Below are 18,162 nucleotides of genomic sequence, written 5' to 3'. Positions count from 1 at the left end.
CGGCTTACTCCTTGGCCTTGGCGGCAGCGGCCGGCGTGGCCGGCTTCAGCACCGGGCGGTTCTGGCGGTCCACGGCGATCACCGGCTGGCCGGCACGCAACAGGTGTCCGCCGGCAGCGACCACCCAGTCACCCGCATTCACGCCGGACAGCACCGGCACCGATTCGCTGCCATAGGCACCGGTGGTGACCGACGCGGCCTTCAGCGTGCTGTTGGCCGGATCGACCACCCACACGCTGGCGGCACCGTTGGCACCGCGCTGCAGCGCACCGAGCGGCAGCTGCAGGGTGCCGTGGCGGCCGGCGCTGCTGTAGACGCGCGCGCTCTGGCCCAGTTCGACATCGGCCAGCGCATCGGCGGGCAGGCTGACCCGGGTTGCATAGGTGCGTGCCTGTGGATCGGCGGCAGCGGCGATCTCGCGGATCGTGCCTGGCAGGCGCTGGCCAGGACGGTTCCACAGCTCCACCTCGACCGGCTGGCCCACCGCATAGTCGCGGATGGTGGCCTCGGGCAGGTCGATCAGCACTTCGCGCCCGCCATCGGCGGCCAGGTTGAAGATGGTCTGGCCGGCCGACACCACCTGCCCGGCTTCGGCCTCGCGGCTGGCGATCACGCCATCGGACGGCGCGCGCAGCTGTGCGTAGTCGGCCTGGTTGCGCAGCACATCGAGGTTGGCGCGGGCAGCGTTGGCCTGGCCCTGCGCGGCCTTGAAGGCGGCGGACTGCTGGTCCAGCTGCGAGCGGCTGACCAGCTGCTGGTCGGCCAGCACCTGGTAGCGCTTGAGGTCATCACGGGCACGCACCAGATCGGCTTCGGCCGCAGCAAGCTGCGCCTGCGAGGCGCGGGCCTGCAGCGCGAAGTCGGCCACGTCCAGCTCGGCCAGCACGTCGCCCTTCTTCACCCGTTGCCCGGCATCGACGTGGCGCTTGACCAGGTTGCCGCCAACGCGGAACGACAGTGGACTTTCCTGCCGCGCACGCACCGTGCCCGGGAACGCCGCCGGCGCCTGCCCTGCCTGCTCGCCAGGGTGAACCACCAGCACCGGAACGGCCGCCTGGGGCGCCTGTTCCTGTCCCGAACAGGCTGCCAGCGCAGCCATCCACACCATACCGCCCATCCAGCGCACGATCTTCATCGGTCAACGTCCTGAAAACGCAGGGTTGCAACTAAGGGGGGAGCCGCGACTGCCGGCCCAATTTAATAAACCGGCCGGTATAGTATAAATATCGAACCGCTTGGTCTAGTATTGTGGTGATGAGTTCTCACACTTCCCGCAAGCCGTCGGCCAAGCCCGCTGCCAAGGCCGCCGGACCCGGGCGCCCCAAGGACCTCGGCAAGCGCGCGGCGATCCTTGAAGCAGCCAAGACACTGTTCATCGAACAGGGCTATACCGGCGTGAGCATGGACACCATCGCCGCTCAGGCCGGCGTCTCGAAACTGACTGTGTACAGCCACTTCGGCGACAAGGAGACCCTGTTCTCCGAGGCCGTGCAGTCGAAGTGCATTGAAATGCTGCCCGATGCCCTGTTCGTGGCCGACGCGGACGGCCCGCTGCGCGACCAGCTGATCGGGATCGGTCTGGCCTTCTTCGAACTGATCACGTCCGATGCGGCGATCTCGATCCAGCGCATGATGATGGCGCCGGAGACCGACGAACGCCTGCGCGAGCTGTTCTGGAAGGCAGGACCGGAACGTACCTGCGAGGCCCTGGCTGACTTCCTGCGGGCACGCGCCGAGCGCGGCGAGCTGGAAATCACCGACTATTCGCTGGCTGGCGAGCAGTTCCTGACCCTGGTCAAGGGTGAAGTGCACATGCATATGATGTGCGGCATGCCACTGTCACCGGTGCAATGCGACCCTCTTGCCCACGTGACTGCCAGCATCGACTTCTTCCTGCGCGCCTATGCGCCGCGAGGGGCCGGGACGTCTGAATAACCAAAACTGAACGAACCGGAGGTCGCGATGACTTCCGGCACTGCGACCCCGGCCACCCGGCAGCTGATGCTCTGGGCGCGCCGCCGGCCTCCGGCACCGGTAAAATGGCCGGCCCACTGCGCTGGATTTGAACCTCATGACGATTGATTACGCCCACGCCCGCGAACTGATGGTGGAACAGCAGATCCGTCCCTGGGACGTGCTGGACATCAAGGTGCTCGACGTCCTGGCCCGCCTGCCGCGCGAGGCTTTTGTCGCCGATGCACACCGGGCACTGGCCTACGCCGATGTCGAACTGCCGATCGGCCATGGCCAGAAGATGATGAAGCCGGTCATCGAGGGCCGTACCCTGCAGGCGCTGGACCTGCAGCCGGGTGACGAAGTGCTGGAAATCGGCACCGGCAGCGGCTTCCTGTCGGCCTGCATCGGCGCGCTGGCGCGCGACGTGCTGAGCCTGGAAATCGACCCGGAGCTGGCCGCCGCCGCGCGCGCCCGCCTGGACGCGTCCGGCCTGGGCACCAACGTCCGCGTGGAAGTGGCCGACGCCCTGTCCTGGCAGACCGAACGCCGCTTTGACGTGATCTGTGTCACTGGTGCGGTCGACGTGGTGCCGTCACAGTTCGCCTCGTGGCTGCGTCCGGGTGGTCGCCTGTTCGTGATCCACGGCCGCTCGCCGGCGATGGAGGCCCTGCTGGTCAAGGCCGACGGCAGCAGCGAGTCCCTGTTCGAGACCGATATCGATTACCTGCGTGGTGCCGCCCCGGCCCCCCAGTTCCACCTCTGAGTCCAAGGAAGCCGCAATGATCCGCCGATCCCTCGCTGTTGCGCTGGCCACTGCCCTGCTGCCGTTGTCCGCCCATGCCGCCGACCTGCTGCAGGTCTACGAAATGGCGCGCAATGGCGATCCGCAGCTGTCCGCCGCCGAATCGACCCGGCTGTATGACAAGGAAGGCGCCGTGCAGGCGCGCGCCGCCCTGCTGCCGCAGATCAACGGCCAGGCCCAGCTGAACCGCACGCGCAGTGAGCCGAACGCCGACGCCAACTCCGGCTCGTTCACCAACAAGCGCCGCACCTACACGATCGACGGCAGCCAGACGCTGTTCAACTGGACCCAGATCAACAATCTGCGTTCGCAGCGCGAGCTGAGCAAGGCGGCGGACTTCACCCTCGATTCGGCCAACGACAGCCTGATCGTTCGCACCTCGGCGGCCTACTTCAACGTGCTGGTGGCGATCGAATCGCTGAATGCCGCACAGACCAATGAAGCGGCCGCGAAGAAGCAGTTCGACTTCGCCGACAAGCGCCTGGAAGTGGGCCTGGCGCCGATCACCGACGTGCACGAAGCACGCGCCCAGTACGACCAGGCGCGTGCCAACACCATCGTTGCGCAGAACACCCTGGCCGATAACTACCAGGCCCTGACCGAACTGACCGGCCAGCCGGTGACCAACCTGCGTGGGCTGCCGGCCGACTTCCGCCCGGAAGTGCCGGCCAACCGTGGCAACATCGATGAGCTGGTGCAGCAGGCCACCACCCAGAATCCGGCGCTGAAGGCGCAGGAACTGAAGGTCAGCGCCGCCGAGGCTGGCGTGCAGGCCGCCCGTGGCGGCCATTACCCGACCCTGTCGCTGGGCGGCAGCTGGGGCAAGAGCGCGACCTGGGGTGACAGCACTGGTTCCGGTTCGCTGTCGCCGGACGCCCGCACCAACAGCATCGGCCTGACCCTGAGCGTGCCGATCTTCTCCGGTGGTGCCACCCAGTCCGGCGTACGCCAGGCGCTGGCCCAGCGTGACATCGCCCAGGACGGCTACGAGCAGCAGAAGCGCGCCCTGGACCGCAACACCCGCAATGCCTACCAGACCCTGGTACAGGGCATCAGCGAAGTGGAGGCCCGTCGCCTGGCCGTGGTCTCGGCACAGAGCGCGTACGACGCCTCGCAGGTCGGCCTGGAAGTCGGTACCCGTACCGTGCTGGACGTGATCCAGAACCAGCGCATCCTGTTCTCGGCGCAGCTGGACTACGCCCAGGCCCGCTACACCTTCCTGCAGAACCGCCTGCTGCTGAGCCAGTCGCTGGGTGCGCTGGACGTGGCAGAGCTGCAGGACGTCAACCGCCTGCTGACCCAGGACGCGGGCAATCCGGCAACGACCACGCACTGATCCGTCGCCCTGCCGGCAACAAAGAAGCCACCCGCAAGGGTGGCTTTTTTGCAGGCGGTGCATCCGCCCGCAGCTACCCGTTGCGTGGCCCCGCGAACCCTCAGCCCGGCCATGCCCGCAGGCGTTCCAACGCCGCAAAGACGCACAGCGCGGCCGCCAAGGGCGCCAGCATCGGCAGCACCAGTTCGCGACCGGTTGCGCCCTGCCTCATGTCATTCCGCCGCCGCAGCACCGCCAGGCACAGCGCCGCCATCACCAGCAGGGTTGCCGGACCCGGCAGCGCCGGCAGGGTGCCCAACGGCAGCCACAGCACCAGCATCACCGCCGGCAGTCCGACCGCCGCCACGATCACACCGCGGGAGCGTCCCACTGCATCACCCGCCCCTGGCCACAGCGATGTTGCCAGCCGCAAGGCCAGCATCAGCAGCACCAGCTGCAGGGCGGCCAGGCCCGTAGCCCCCGCCAGCGGCAACAACGGCAGCATCCACTCCAATTGCGGATGCATCTGCAGCGCCACCGACAGTGGCCGGGTACTGGCAAGCGCGGAAAACTCGACCAGCCCTGCCTGCAGTGCTGCCAGCACGATCAGCAGCAGCATCGCCAGCAACGAGACCAGCGCCAGCACTGCCGGTTGCCACGTCGCGCCCTGGCGGCGCAACGCAGGAAAGCCCAGTGCCAAGCCGACGCTGGCAAATACCCCCAGCAGCGGCACCGCAGCCGCCAGCACCCCGCCCAGCCCGAAGCGATACGGCGCGGTCGCCGGTGGCAGCCAGGGGATCCAGTGCGCGTAATGCACATGACGTGCCGCCAGCGCCAGCAGCAACACCCCCGCACCGATCTTCACCGTCAACAGGGCGCAGGCCACCAGCACCACACGCCGTGGCGGCAGCAATGCCAGCGCGCCCAGCATCAGCAGGCCCACCGCCGCCGTGACCTGTTCCGGCAGCCAGTCGCAGGGCTGGAGGCCTTCGGCGGCCAGCACCGTGTGCAGATGGAGGGCCATGGACTGCGCCACGCCCGCCGTGGTCGCCACCAGCTCCAGCAGCAGGGCCATGCCCAACACGCCCGCCACCCGCGGCCCCCAGCTGGCAGCCAGCAGCCCGTGCAGGCCCTCGCCCGCCGGCAACCGCAGCACCAGATCCTGCAGGCAGCACAGCACCAGGCCGGCCCCCAGTGCAGCCAGCAACAGGCTCAGCACGATGGCGGGGCCTGCCTGTGCCGCCGTGTGCTGGCCCACCAGTGCGATCACGCTACCGCCCACCAACAGTGTCAACGCCACCACCGCCAGATGGTCCGTCCCCAGTCCGGCCCCACCCGTGCCGTCCCCGCCCCTGTCGCCGTCCATCGCAAGTTCCCTTGATATCCGCCCAAGCGCGGTCGACAGCAGGCTGGCAGCCTGCGTCGTCCTGCGGAATCAGAATCGGTGGAATGTGCGCAACGATGTGATGGCAGGCACGCTGCCAGCGGCAGGGTCGGTCCAGCAACGACAGAAAAATCGTCGCTAAGCAGAATTGATGACGTTGATCACGACAATGCTCGTCAGCGCCGCTGACTCCGCGCTGCCGCGATCACTCGCGCGGTGGTGGCAGGTGCGGCGCCACCAGGGCAAGCGTGCGTTGCAGCGCGCCGCGGCCATTGCTGACCAGCGTGCATCCCGCCCGCGCCATGTCTTCGCGGGCCTGGGCATCGTCGAGCAGGTGCTGCAGCAGATCGCCCACCGCCTGCGCGTCCTCGCCGATCAGCAGCGCTCCGGCCTCGCGCATGCGCCGGGAAATTTCCGCGAAGTTGTGCAGGTGCGGGCCGGTCACCGCCGCCGTTCCCATCGCGGCCGGCTCCAGCAGGTTGTGACCACCGATGGCCTGCAGGCTGCCGCCGACGAAGGCGACCTGGGCGCAGGCATAGAACGGCATCAGCTCGCCAAGGGTGTCGATGACGAACACGTCTGTGGCCGCGTGTGGCCACTGGTCCACGCGGCGGGTCGCCACGCTCCAGCCCTGTTCGCGCGCCAGCGCTTCCACCTTCGGGAAACGCTCGGGATGTCGCGGTGCCCACAGCAGCAGCAGCTCCGGATGCCGCTGGCGCAGGCGCCGGTGCAGGTCGATCACCGCCTGCTCCTCGCCATCATGGGTACTGGCGGCGATCCATACCGGACGAGCGGCCGGTACCCGCGCGTGGAACTGTTCGACGAAACCCTGCACATCCGGCGTGGCGATGTCGAATTTCAGGTTGCCCAGCGCCTGCACCTGGCCGGGATCCGCCCCCAGCTGCACGAAGCGCTCGGCATCGTCCTGCGACTGCGCGGCCACGCAGGTGACGGTGCGCAGCGCGCGGCGGATCAGTGCCGCCAGCAACCGGTAGCCGCGCAGCGAACGCGCCGACAACCGGGCGTTGAGGATGTACACCGGAATGCCGCGGTCACGGCAGCCGAACAGCATGTTCGGCCACAGCTCGGTTTCCAGGATCAGCGCCAGGCTGGGCTGGAAATGGCCGAGGAAACGGTTGACGCTGCCCGGCACGTCATACGGCAGGTAGACATGGTCCAGGGCGTCGCCCCACAGCGCGCGTACGCGCTCGGAGCCGGTCGGGGTGATGGTGGTGATCACCCAGCGGATGTCCGGGCGCTGCTGGCGCAGGGCATTGACCAGCGGCGCGGCGGCATTGACCTCGCCCACCGAGACCGCGTGCAGCCAGACCCGCGGCTGCCCGGTCGGCTGCGGATAGGAGGCATAGCGTTCATCCCAGCGCCGGAAGTATTCACGAACCCGGAAACCGCGCCAGACCAGGTGGTACACGGTGATCGGCAGCAGGATGTAGAGCACGACCGAATACAGGCCGCGCAGGATCCATTCGACAGGGTCTTTGCGCATGCGGCAAGGATACGGGAGCCCCCGGGGAAAGACACGCGGCCGCCTTGGTAGAATGGCCCCATGTCAGATGCCTCCACCGCCGTCCGCCCATCGCTGCGCGATCCGCGCAACTGGCCGATGTTCGCCGCCATGTTCGGCGCCTTCGCCATCGCCCGCCTGCCGTGGATGCTGCAGCGCGCGCTGGGCCGGGGCGTCGGCTGGATCACCTGGCGCCTGCTCGGCAGCCGCCGCCGCGCCGCCGAAGTCAACCTGCAGCTGTGCTTCCCCGAGAAGGACGAAGCCTGGCGCCAGCGCCTGGTGCGCGACAGTTTCGATGCGCTGGGCGTGGGCGTGTTCGAGTGCATCCGCGCCTGGTGGGGCAGCATCGACCGCATCCGCCCGCAGGTACGGATCGAAGGCCTGGAACACCTGCGGCAGATGGAGGCTGAAGGCCGCGGCGTGCTGCTGGTCTCCGGCCACTTCATGACCCTGGAAATGTGCGGACGCCTGCTGTGCGACTACGTCGACCTGTCCGGCATGTACCGCAAGCACAAGAACCCGGTGTACGAGTGGGCGGTGAAGTTCGGCCGCCTGCGCTATGCCAAGGCGATGTTCGCCAACGAGGACATCCGCGCGACCGTGCGCCACCTGAAGAAGGGCGGCTTCCTCTGGTACGCGCCGGACCAGGACATGCGTGGCAAGGACACCGTGTTCGTGCCGTTCTTCGGCCACACCGCTTCGACCATCACCGCCACCCACCAGCTGGCAAGGATGACCGGTTGTGCAGTGATCCCGTACTTCCACCGCCGCGAAGGCGGGAAGTACGTGCTGAAGATCGGCGCACCGCTGGAGAATTTCCCCAGCGAGGACGTGGAAGCCGATACCACGCGGGTCAACCAGGCCATCGAAGAGATGGTGCGCGAAGCCCCCGACCAGTACCTGTGGATCCACCGCCGCTTCAAGCGCCAGCCCGGCGGCCGGAGTGATTTCTACAAATAGCCGGATGCGGTGGAAGGGCCGGCGTCCTCGTGGCGCCAACCTTGGTTGGCGCCGGATGAACCGAGGCCGGTCCCGGGGAGCTCACCAAGGTTGGCAACTACTGCATCGGCGGAGATTCGTCCGATTCGCGGGCCAGCAGACTGCCGGCGAACAGGGCCGCCAGCAGCACGGTCAGGCCGCCCCAGAACGCAGAATAGAACGCCAGGTGCGTATTGAGCGGGAACACGGTAACCGCCAGCGCCAGCATCGCCGGGCGGGCGCGGTCACGCGCCGCCGGCGGTGCATAGCGCCAGGCCCGCCAGGCCTGCGCCACCGCCGCCAGCCACAGCAGCAGGCCCAGCACGCCGGTCTCGGCCAGGATTTCCAGCACGATCTGGTGGGCGTGCAATGCCGGTTGATTGCCCCACACGGCGGGGCCCTCGTCTGACACGCAGGCCGGATACGCATCACGGAAGCCGCGCGCACCGACACCGTTGACCGGATGTTCCTCGATCATGCACACCGCCGCCGTCCAGATGCGCGCGCGCCCCGAAAGCGCCTCGTCAACGCCCTGCCCGTCTTCGTTCCATGCCTGTGCCGTGCGCGCAACACGCTCGCGCAGCTGCGGCACGCCCGCTGTCAGTGCGGCCGTACCCAGCGCTGCCACAAGGGCCAGCAGCAGCAGCCGCTTCCAGCCGAACTGGCGCAGGCCGCTGTAGGCCAGCACCAGCACAAAGGTGATCCACGAGGCGCGCGAACCGGCCAGCAGCAGCACGCCTCCCAGTGCGGCGGCGGCCAGCAACCACCCCGCACTGCCGAAACGCCGCGCCATCGGCAGCAGCAGGAAGGGTGACAGGCTGGCCAGCACCTGGCCGAATTTCAGGTTGCAGGGCCCGAGCGCGCCACTGAGGCGGTCGGCCAGTGCGGCTTCGTCGGCCGGGCACAGCGCGTGGCCACTTACGGCCAGCTTCAGGTGCTCCAGCGACCAGAACCATGGGCTGGTGCCGGCCAGCGCCTGTACCAACGCGTCCAGCGTCCACGCGCCGGTGATCAGCGCCAGGCCACCGAAGGTCAGCCGCCGCCGTTCCGGCGTGGCTACCGCGATCGCCACCAGCCACATGAAGGGCAGGTAGCGAAGTCCGGCGGCAGCCTTGGTCCACGAGGCCGCCGGATCGATCGCATCGATGGCCGAGAACGCCTGTGGCAGCCAGTAGCCGAGGAACAGGATCGAGGCCAGGGCCCACGCCGCCGTGCTCAACAGGTGCGGGCGGCGCTGCAGCCGGCGCATGACCATGCGCACGGCAGCATAGAGCGCGCCAAGGCCGAGCACGGTTTCAGCGATGCCTGGCAACGGCCACATCGCCACGTACGCCAGCACCCACCAGGGTGCCCAGCGCCCAGCGCGGTCGTCGCGCACGATGGCAGCGGGGTCAGCCGGCGAGATCGGCATAGAGGCGGAGGGTATCGCGCTGCATGGCCTGCAGGGTAAACGGGATGCGGGTCGGCAAGGATGGCGGCTGCGCCAGCAGGGCCAGCGCACGTTCACCCAACGCGCGCGCGTCGCCGAGCGGCACCGCGCCGCCGGGCTGCAGCTGCTGCAGCAGTTCGCCGACGCCACCGTGGTCCCAGCCCAGCACCGGGCGGCCGACCGACAGCGCCTCGACCACGGTGCGGCCAAAGGCTTCCGGCTTGTCCGACAGCTGCAGCACCAGATCGCTGGCGGCGTAGGCCAGGGCGATGCGTGCGGTAGGCGTGCTGATCTGTACGGCCTCGGCCACGCCCAGTGCCGCAGCCTGGCGGCGCAGATCGGCCACGTAGGCCTCACGCCCGGGTTCCTCGGTACCCAGCATCCACAGCTGCGCAGGCACGCCGGCGGCACGCACGTCGGCCAGCAGCTGCAGCGCGTGGGCGTGGCCCTTCAGCCGGGTACCGCGCCCGGGCAACAGCAGCAGCGGGCCATCAACCTGCGCCAGCCAGGGATAATCGGCGGCCAGGGCCAGCCGCGGGCGACGGTCGGCACGTGCTACGCGTGGGAACTGGCCGACATCGACACCGCGGGGAATGACCTGCAGTTTTTCTTCCGGCACCGTCGGGTAGTGGCGTTGCACGAAGGCGCGCACGGTATTGGACACGCAGATCACGCGTTCGCCACTGGTCATCACCGCACTGTAGCGGCTGGGCGAATTCAACCCGTGCACGGTGGTCACCCAGTGCGGGCGCTGTGCGGCGGGCATGGCGCGGATCGCGTACAGGCCCAGCCAGGCCGGCAGCCGCGAACGGGCGTGCACGATGTCCGCACCGACCTCGGCAAACAGGCGGCGCAGGGTCGGCAGATGGCGCAGGGTCAGCAGCGACTTGCGGCCGATGTCCAGGGTGAGGTGCTCGGCACCGCTGTCCAGCAGCGGCTGCACCAGGCGGCCACCGGCGGACACCACCAGTGCACGATGGCCGGCCGCGACCAGGGCAGCAGCGATTTCCAGGGTCGAGCGCTCGACACCGCCGGAGTGCAGCGCCGGCAGCAACTGCACCACGGTCAATCGGCGCATCGAAGGGGCCGCCGTTTAGTCGGCCAGCACGAACACGGAACCGCAGTACGGGCACTGCGCTTCACCGTTGGGCTCGTCTTCGATCGGCAGGTACACGCGCGGATGCGAGTTCCACAGCGCCATTTCCGGGGTCGGGCAGCTCAACGGCAGATCGCTGCGGTGCACGGTGTAGCGCTTCTCGGCGTTGGCGGGCGCGGTGGCGGTATGGCTCATGGCGGATGTCGGTGAACGGGTTGCGAGGCCTGTGATTCTAGCATCTGGGCCGCACCGACATTGCGCCACAACGGGCCTTTGCGCGCTCCCGCCGATGCCTCGCATCTCCCCGCCGCACGCCGGGCGGCGGCGGCGCCGGGGATTTCGCGGTCGTTCCGGCAGGTTCGCTCGCCAGAATCGACTCCAGCGATATTTCCCGCATTTGGATCGAACTAAATGGCACTTGCCAGCGCGCGACGGCTGTTGCAGGATCGGGCCAGGTCGCACCCCGACCCACCCAATCCAACCCGATCGCATGGCCCGCCCCCACCGGACCGGCATCGCCTCTTCCACTGCCAGCCTGGCGGGCGGAGCGATGCTGTCCGTGGTGTCCGCCGATGCGGGTTCTGCCCGCCGCCAGCCCTTCCGGGAGACCCTTGCATGACCCTGTCCGATCCGCGCCGCGCCCTGCTTCCACTCGCCCTGGCCCTGGCCTGTGCGACCACTGCGATGCCGGTGCTGGCACAGGGGCTGCAGACCTCGTTCGAGCCCGGCGAACCTGCCCCGACGCAGGCCGCGGGTGCACTTCAGGTCACGATCGGCAACGGCCCTGCGGCGCCTTACGCGGCCAAGCGCAACGCCGGCTACAGCGGCCTGCATGCACTGCGCTACAGCAGCGAAGGCGGCAGCGCGCGGCGCGAACTGTTCAAGGCCGACCTGCCCATCGAGGCCGATACCACGCTGTCGTGGCTGGTGCTGCCGGAGATCGTCGGCAAGGACACCGTCACTTCGACCTATGTCTCGCTGGACCTGCTGCTGGACGATGGCAGCCGCGTGTCGGCCGGTGCGGCGCGCGACCAGCATGGGGTGGCGATCGGCGCACGCGCGCAGGGCGAATCGAAGACGCTGTACCCGCAACAGTGGGCGCGCAAGGCAGTGCGGCTGGGCGACGTACCCACGCTGAAGGGCCGCCGCGTGGTGGCGATCGAGCTGGAGGTGGCCAGTGCCGAGGGCGCGCCGGTCTCTGGCTGGATCGATGACGTGCGCCTGGACGCACAGCCGCGGCAGCAGCCACAGCGCGTCTCCGACTGGGTGCTGACCACCCGCGGCACCCAGGCCAACGGCACCTTCTCGCGCGGCAACAATTTCCCGGCCACGGCGGTGCCGCACGGCTTCAACTTCTGGACCCCGGTGACCGATGCCGGCGCACTGAACTGGCTGTACCGCTGGAACGAACAGAACGACGCACAGAACCGCCCGCAGCTGCAGGCGCTTGCGCTGAGCCACCAGCCCAGCCCGTGGATGGGTGACCGCCAGACCTTCCAGGTGATGCCCTCGGCCAGCCGTGGCGTGCCGGAGGCCGACCGCCGCAAGCGCGCGCTGTCGTTCGATCGCCGCCATGAAAGCGCGCGCCCCTACCGCTACGACGTGCGCTTCGACAACGGCATCGCTGCCGCCATCGCGCCGACCGATCATGCCGCGTTGTTCCGCTTCGACTTCCCCGAAGGCGGTGACGCCAACCTGCTGTTCGACAACGTCGATGCACGTGGTGGCCTGACTCTGGATGCCGCCACACAGACGCTGTCGGGCTACACCGATACGCGCAGCGGCCTCTCCAACGGCGCCAGCCGCATGTACGTGGTGGCCAGCTTCGACAAGCCCTGGCGCAGCAGCGGCCGCCTCGACACCGGGCGCCCGACCGGCTACATCAAGTTCGATGCCGGCAGCGAGCGGCGGGTGACGATGCGCATCGCCACCTCGCTGATCTCGGTGGAGCAGGCGCGGCACAACCTCGCACTGGAAATCGCCGCCGCCGATACGCTGGAGAGCGTGGCCGGCCGCGCACAGGACGCGTGGGACGCGCGCCTGGCCCGCTTCGACATCGGCGATGCCAGCGACGACCAGAAGACCACGCTGTACTCCAGCCTGTACCGGCTGTACCTGTACCCGAATTCCGGCCACGAGAACGTGGGCAGCGCCGCCGCACCGGAGTGGCGCTACGCCAACCAGGCCAGCGCCAGCGATGACAACACCGAAGGCAGCGCGACCCGCAGTTACGCCGGCGTGCGCGATGGCAAGGTGTTCGTCAACAACGGCTTCTGGGACACCTTCCGCACCACCTGGCCGGCCTATGCACTGTTCACGCCCGACGATGCCGGCCAGCTAGTGCAGGGCTTCATCGAGCAGTACCGCGCCGGCGGCTGGATCGCACGCTGGTCGTCGCCGGGCTATGCGGACCTGATGGTCGGTACCAGCTCGGACGTGGCCTTCGCCGATGCGTGGCTGAAGGGCATCGGCGGTTTCGATCCGGCCGAGGCCTACGCCGCCGCGCTGAAGAACGCGACCGTGGTCCCGCCCGACCGCCATGTCGGCCGCAAGGGCATGGACCGTTCGACCTTCCGTGGCTACGCCAGCGCGGACGTGCATGAAGGCATGTCGTGGACGATGGAAGGCGCACTCAATGATTTCGGCATCGCCAACATGGCCGACGCGCTGGCCAAGCGTGCGACCACGCCGGCCGCACGCGAGCGCTACAGCACCGAGGCCGACTACTTCCGCTATCGCGCCGCCAGCTACACGACGATGTTCGATCCGGCCGCCGGCTTCTTCCAGGGCCGCACTGCCGATGGCCAGTGGCGCGTGGACGCGAAGGACTACGACCCGCGCGTGTGGGGCCACGACTACACCGAGTCCAATGGCTGGACCTTCGCCTTCACCGCTGCCCACGATGGCGAAGGCCTGGCCGCGCTGTACGGTGGCCGCGACAAGCTGGCGGCGAAACTGGATGCCTTCTTCGCCACGCCGGAAACCGCAGACCCGGCACTGGCCGGTTCCTACGGCGGCACCATCCACGAGATGACCGAGGCGCGCGACGTGCGCATGGGCATGTACGCGCACAGCAACCAGCCGGCGCACCACATCCCGTGGATGTACCTGTACGCCGGGCAGCCGTGGAAGACCCAGCAGCACGTGCGCGAGATCCTGTCGCGGCTGTACGTCGGCAGCGAGATCGGCCAGGGCTATCCGGGCGACGAGGACAATGGCGAGACCTCGGCGTGGTACGTGCTGGCCTCGCTGGGCCTGTACCCGCTGCGCATGGGCGCCCCGGAGTATGTGATCGGTTCGCCGGCCTTCCGCCACGCGCGGGTGGAACTGCAGGGCGGCGCGGTGCTGACCGTGAACGCGGCCAACAATTCGCGAGAGAACGTCTACGTGCAGTCGCTGAAGATCAACGGCACGCCCTGGACGAAGACCTGGGTGCCGCACGAGCTGATCGCCAGGGGCGCGACGCTGGACTTCGTGATGGGCCCGCAGCCGTCGCGCTGGGGCAGCGGCGTGGATGACGTGCCGCGCTCGCTGACCGCCCGTGGCCAGCGCCCGCAGCTGCTGCACGACCTGCTCGGCAGCGGCGCGAAGGCAACACTGGCCGATGGCCGCGCCCTGCCGGCGCTGGTCGATGACGATGCGGCCACCACCGTCGGCCTGGGTGGCGGCGCGACCATCGCACTGACCGGCCTGAGCAATGGCACGCCGACGATGTATACGCTGACCAGCGGTGACGGCCGCATCCAGGGCGGCGAATGGACGCTGGAAGCGCGCAATGGCAACGGCCACTGGACCGTGCTCGACCAGCGCAGCGGCGAAGCCTTCGAGTCTGCCCGCCAGACCCGTCCGTTCCGCATCGCCAGACCCGGTCGTTACAGCGAGTACCGGCTGCGCCTGGCCGCGCCGGGCCGGCTGCCGCTGGCGGAGATCGAACTGTTGGCGCCCAGCGCCGTACAATGAGCCCTATGCGCTACCGTCTGTTGCCTCTGGCCCTTGTTGCCCTTTCCTTCTCCAGCTTCGGCCAGACCCAGGCCTTTGATGCGCAGCTGACCCGCGACGGCGTGACGCTGAACTACCAGGACGCCCGTGGCGCCCTGGCCGCGCCGCAGCGCAAGCGGGTGATCGATACGTTCTACTTCGCCTACCTGCGCGAACGTGCGGACTTCCACCCGGCCGCGCCATCGATGGTGCGCATCGTGATCGATCCGGCCTACACCGGGATCGCCTTCGTCGGTGACAAGGACCAGGCGGCAACGATCACCATCAATCCGGGTTGGCTGGCGCAGCACCCCAACGACATCGACCTGGTCACCCATGAGGCCATGCACATCGTGCAGGGCTATCCGGGCCATGGCGACGCACGGGTGCCGGGTTGGCTGGTGGAGGGCATCGCCGACTACGCACGCGACCGCTACGGCATGGACAATGCCGCCGCGGGCTGGTCGCTGCCGGGCAAGGTCGAGAAGGGTCAGAACTTCGACAGCGGCTACCGGGTCACCGGTGCGTTCCTGAAATGGGCCGACGCCGAACACCCGGGCCTGGTGCTGGCACTGGACACGGCCCTGCGCGATGGCCGCTATGCACCGGCGCTGTGGCAGAAGCACACCGGCAAGGCACTGCCCGCACTGTGGGCCCAGTACGCCAAGCCGCGGTCGGATGCACCGCCGCCGGCCCCTGCACGCCGCGGCAAGCGGCGCTGACTGGCTGGTCAACTGGGAATTGGGGCGACTGGGTAGAGTCGACTGTTAGTCGACTGACTTTCGTACAGCCCCCGAAAACCCCGCGCTTCGCGCGATAGTCGACCAACGGTCGACTCTACCTCGCTGCTTTCTACGCCTCAGCGCGACTGCACGAAACCGGCGTACAGCGCGAACAGCTGCTGGAAATATCGCCGCGTGACTCGATTACGCATGACACCCTCGCCCATGAAAGTTGGTCGGGCCCAGGGTGGGAAGGCCGGTCCGGTACCTTCCCACGGCCGGGCCGCGTGGGCGTATTGGGCCGCAACGGCGTTGCAGGGAAATGACCGGGCGGCGTAGCGCGTGTGGCAGGTTCTGCGGCCGTTGCGGCAAATGAAAACACCGGGCAATGCCCGGTGTTTTCACTTGCGCCGACGTCCAGCCGCGCCAGCGCCATCATTCTCCCGACCAGGAGCCCCTTCTTGTTGAAGGGGCGCGCCGAAGGCGGGGGTAGAGGAAGAATGCGTGGGCAGCGGAAGTGGGAAAGAAGGCTTATGCCTTCTTTTCCGCTTCCAGCTGCTTGCGGATCTGCGCATCGACCGCCGCGATCGCGGTCATGTTCAGGATCCGGCGCGAAGTGGCGCTGGTGGTCAGGATGTGCACCGGCTTGTTCACGCCCATCAGGATCGGGCCGATCGCCACGCCATCGGTGAACACGCGCACCAGGTTGTAGGCGATGTTGGCCGCTTCCAGGTTCGGCAGCACGAACAGGTTGGCGCGGCCCTGCAGGGTCGAGCCCGGCAGCAGCTTCTGGCGCAGCGCTTCATCCCATGCGGTGTCGCCCTGCATTTCGCCGTCCACGTTCAGGCGCGGGTTGCGCTTGAGCAGCAGCTCGCGCACCTGGCGCATCTTCAGCGCGTCCTTCGAATCGTGGCTGCCGAAGTTGGAGTGCGACAGCAGCGCGACCTTCGGCTCGATGCCGAACAACTTCATGCGGTAGGCCGCCTGCAGGGTCGCTTCGCACAGCTGCTCGGCGGTCGGGTCTTCCTGCACGTGGGTATCGACGAAGAAGAACACGCCCTGCTGGTTGATCACGCCGGTCATCGCCGAGGTCGAGGTGACCTTCGGCTCCAGCGGCAGCACGCTGCGCACGTAGCCCAGCTTCTTGTGGAAGCGGCCGACGATGCCGGTCAGCATCGCATCGGCTTCGCCGCGCGCCACCATCACTGCTGCGATCAGGGTCGGGCGCGAACGCATCAGGTTCTTCGCCGCGGCCACGGTCACGCCACGACGGCCGGTCAGGCCATGGTAGTACTGCCAGTATTCGTTGAAGCGCGGGTCATCGTTGATGTTGGTGACTTCAACGTTCTCGCCGATCTTCAGGCGCAGGCCGAGGCGTTCGATGCGCGACTCGATCACTTCCGGGCGGCCGATCAGGATCGGGTGCGCCAGGCCGTCATCGACCACGTTCTGCACCGCCTGCAGCACCACTTCCTCTTCGCCTTCGGCGTACACCACGCGCTGCTTGTCGCTGCGCGCGCGGTCGTAGACCGGCTTCATCATCAGGCTGGTGCGGTAGACGAACTGGGCCAGCTTGTCGCGGTAGGCGCCCATGTCGTCGATCGGGCGCGAGGCCACGCCCGAATCCATTGCGGCCTGGGCCACGGCGGCCGACAGCTCCACCAGCAGGCGACGGTCGAACGGACGCGGGATCAGGTATTCACGGCCGAAGCTCGGGGTGTCACCGCCATAGGCCGAGCCCATGTCGGTGGCGGCGCGGCGGGCCAGTGCAGCGATGGCACGCACGCAGGCGATCTTCATTTCCTCGTTGATCGCGGTGGCGCCCACGTCCAGCGCACCACGGAACAGGTACGGGAAGCACAGCACATTGTTGACCTGGTTCGGGTAGTCCGAACGGCCGGTGCCGATGATCGCGTCCGGACGGGCGGCGCGCGCCAGTTCCGGCATGATTTCCGGGGTCGGGTTGGCCAGTGCGAAGATCACCGGATCCGGCGCCATGGTCTTGACCATGTCGGCGGTCAGGATGCCCGGCGCCGACAGGCCCAGGAAGATGTCCGCGCCGTCGACGATCTCGGCCAGGGTGCGCTTGTCGGTGTCGCGCGCATAGCGCTGCTTTTCCGGATCCAGGTCGGTACGACCCGTGTGGATCACGCCCTCGCGGTCGAAGGCCAGGATGTTTTCCGGCTTCAGGCCCAGCTGCACCAGCATGTTCACGCAGGAAATGCCGGCCGCGCCCATGCCCGTGGTCGCCAGCTTCACGTCCTCGATCTTCTTGCCGGTGATCGCCATGGCGTTGAGCACCGCTGCGCCGACGATGATCGCCGTGCCGTGCTGGTCGTCATGGAACACCGGGATCTTCATGCGCTCGCGCAGCTTGCGCTCGACCACGAAGCATTCCGGCGCCTTGATGTCTTCCAGGTTGATGCCGCCGAAGGTCGGTTCCAGCGAGGCGATGATGTCGACCAGCTTGTCCGGGTCGGTCTCGTCGACTTCGATGTCGAACACATCGATGCCGGCGAACTTCTGGAACAGCACGCCCTTGCCTTCCATCACCGGCTTGCCGGCCAGCGCGCCGATGTTGCCCAGGCCCAGCACCGCGGTGCCGTTGGAGATCACCGCCACCAGGTTGCCGCGGGCAGTCAGCTCGCTGGCCTGCTGCGGGTCGGCCTTGATCGCTTCACAGGCGTACGCCACGCCCGGCGAATACGCCAGCGACAGGTCGCGCTGGGTCAGCATGGGCTTGGTAGCGGAAACCTTGATCTTTCCCGGCGGGGACATCCGGTGGTAATCGAGGGCGGCCTGTTTGAAATCTTCGTTGGACATCGATGTGGGTTACATGAATGGGCAGAAGGGACAGGGGATGATACCCCCGTTGGAGCGTCTGGACCTGTCGCTATCCTGTCGCAAGCATGCTGCGACCGCACAATTCCGTGCCGTATGCGACGGTACCGCGATGTCAGCTTCGGCGTTGCCCATGACA

General features: G+C 68.1%; 13 protein-coding genes. 6 read left to right on the top strand and 7 right to left on the bottom strand.

The window, feature by feature from the left end; all coding sequences use genetic code 11:
• Positions 1-4: 4 nt before the first annotated feature.
• Positions 5-1,135, bottom strand: a complete 1,131-nt coding sequence (locus tag AC5P8F_RS05500; RefSeq protein ID WP_032958176.1) for an efflux RND transporter periplasmic adaptor subunit — start codon at positions 1,133-1,135, stop codon at positions 5-7.
• 119 nt (positions 1,136-1,254) lie between these two features.
• On the opposite strand from AC5P8F_RS05500, the gene AC5P8F_RS05495 reads away from it, so the two are divergent.
• From AC5P8F_RS05495 to AC5P8F_RS05485, 3 genes are all read left to right on the top strand, one after another.
• Complete coding sequence (locus AC5P8F_RS05495; protein WP_049440624.1) at positions 1,255-1,935, top strand: TetR/AcrR family transcriptional regulator; 681 nt, start codon at positions 1,255-1,257, stop codon at positions 1,933-1,935.
• Between the two features lie 136 nt (positions 1,936-2,071).
• The gene (locus AC5P8F_RS05490; RefSeq protein WP_014648346.1) at positions 2,072-2,719 is read left to right on the top strand and encodes a protein-L-isoaspartate O-methyltransferase family protein; all 648 of its coding nucleotides are present in this window, start codon (positions 2,072-2,074) and stop codon (positions 2,717-2,719) included.
• 16 nt (positions 2,720-2,735) lie between these two features.
• A complete protein-coding gene (locus AC5P8F_RS05485; RefSeq protein ID WP_014648347.1) occupies positions 2,736-4,094 on the top strand; it encodes a TolC family outer membrane protein in 1,359 nt (452 codons plus the stop codon).
• Between the two features lie 100 nt (positions 4,095-4,194).
• On the opposite strand, the gene AC5P8F_RS05480 is transcribed toward AC5P8F_RS05485, so the two are convergent.
• Positions 4,195-5,439: an amino acid transporter gene (locus tag AC5P8F_RS05480; protein ID WP_241887099.1), complete on the bottom strand. Its 1,245-nt coding sequence runs from the start codon at positions 5,437-5,439 to the stop codon at positions 4,195-4,197.
• 223 nt (positions 5,440-5,662) lie between these two features.
• Complete coding sequence (gene waaA / locus AC5P8F_RS05475; RefSeq protein WP_014648349.1) at positions 5,663-6,961, bottom strand: lipid IV(A) 3-deoxy-D-manno-octulosonic acid transferase; 1,299 nt, start codon at positions 6,959-6,961, stop codon at positions 5,663-5,665.
• Positions 6,962-7,021: 60 nt separating this feature from the next.
• Between waaA and AC5P8F_RS05470 the strand changes: the two genes are divergently transcribed.
• Entirely contained in the window at positions 7,022-7,939 is a 918-nt protein-coding gene (locus AC5P8F_RS05470) for an LpxL/LpxP family Kdo(2)-lipid IV(A) lauroyl/palmitoleoyl acyltransferase (protein ID WP_014648350.1), read from the top strand.
• 97 nt (positions 7,940-8,036) lie between these two features.
• On the opposite strand, the gene AC5P8F_RS05465 is transcribed toward AC5P8F_RS05470, so the two are convergent.
• From AC5P8F_RS05465 to AC5P8F_RS05455, 3 genes are read right to left on the bottom strand one after another with little or no spacing between them, the layout of a single operon-like run.
• Positions 8,037-9,368 (bottom strand): O-antigen ligase family protein, encoded by a 1,332-nt coding sequence (locus AC5P8F_RS05465; RefSeq protein ID WP_346601711.1) that lies wholly within the window; start codon positions 9,366-9,368, stop codon positions 8,037-8,039.
• Positions 9,349-10,464 carry a glycosyltransferase gene (locus AC5P8F_RS05460; protein WP_014648352.1) on the bottom strand — a complete coding sequence of 372 codons (1,116 nt, stop codon included), beginning with the start codon at positions 10,462-10,464 and terminating at the stop codon, positions 9,349-9,351. Before AC5P8F_RS05460 ends, AC5P8F_RS05465 begins: the two co-directional genes overlap by 20 nt.
• 15 nt (positions 10,465-10,479) lie before the next feature.
• Positions 10,480-10,677: a zinc-finger domain-containing protein gene (locus AC5P8F_RS05455; protein WP_005410967.1), complete on the bottom strand. Its 198-nt coding sequence runs from the start codon at positions 10,675-10,677 to the stop codon at positions 10,480-10,482.
• A gap of 420 nt (positions 10,678-11,097) precedes the next feature.
• On the opposite strand from AC5P8F_RS05455, the gene AC5P8F_RS05450 reads away from it, so the two are divergent.
• Both AC5P8F_RS05450 and AC5P8F_RS05445 read left to right on the top strand, forming a co-directional pair.
• Positions 11,098-14,442: a GH92 family glycosyl hydrolase gene (locus AC5P8F_RS05450; protein ID WP_495227688.1), complete on the top strand. Its 3,345-nt coding sequence runs from the start codon at positions 11,098-11,100 to the stop codon at positions 14,440-14,442.
• Positions 14,439-15,182 (top strand): basic secretory protein-like protein, encoded by a 744-nt coding sequence (locus tag AC5P8F_RS05445; RefSeq protein WP_032959489.1) that lies wholly within the window; start codon positions 14,439-14,441, stop codon positions 15,180-15,182. Before AC5P8F_RS05450 ends, AC5P8F_RS05445 begins: the two co-directional genes overlap by 4 nt.
• 531 nt (positions 15,183-15,713) lie before the next feature.
• Here the strand turns inward: AC5P8F_RS05445 and AC5P8F_RS05440 are convergent.
• Positions 15,714-18,005, bottom strand: coding sequence for an NADP-dependent malic enzyme (locus AC5P8F_RS05440; RefSeq protein ID WP_014648356.1), 2,292 nt, complete (start codon positions 18,003-18,005; stop codon positions 15,714-15,716).
• Positions 18,006-18,162: the final 157 nt, after the last annotated feature.

Source organism: Stenotrophomonas sp. YJH_SMC_69, from assembly GCF_059370495.1.
This window is presented reverse-complemented; position numbering and strand designations above follow the sequence as displayed.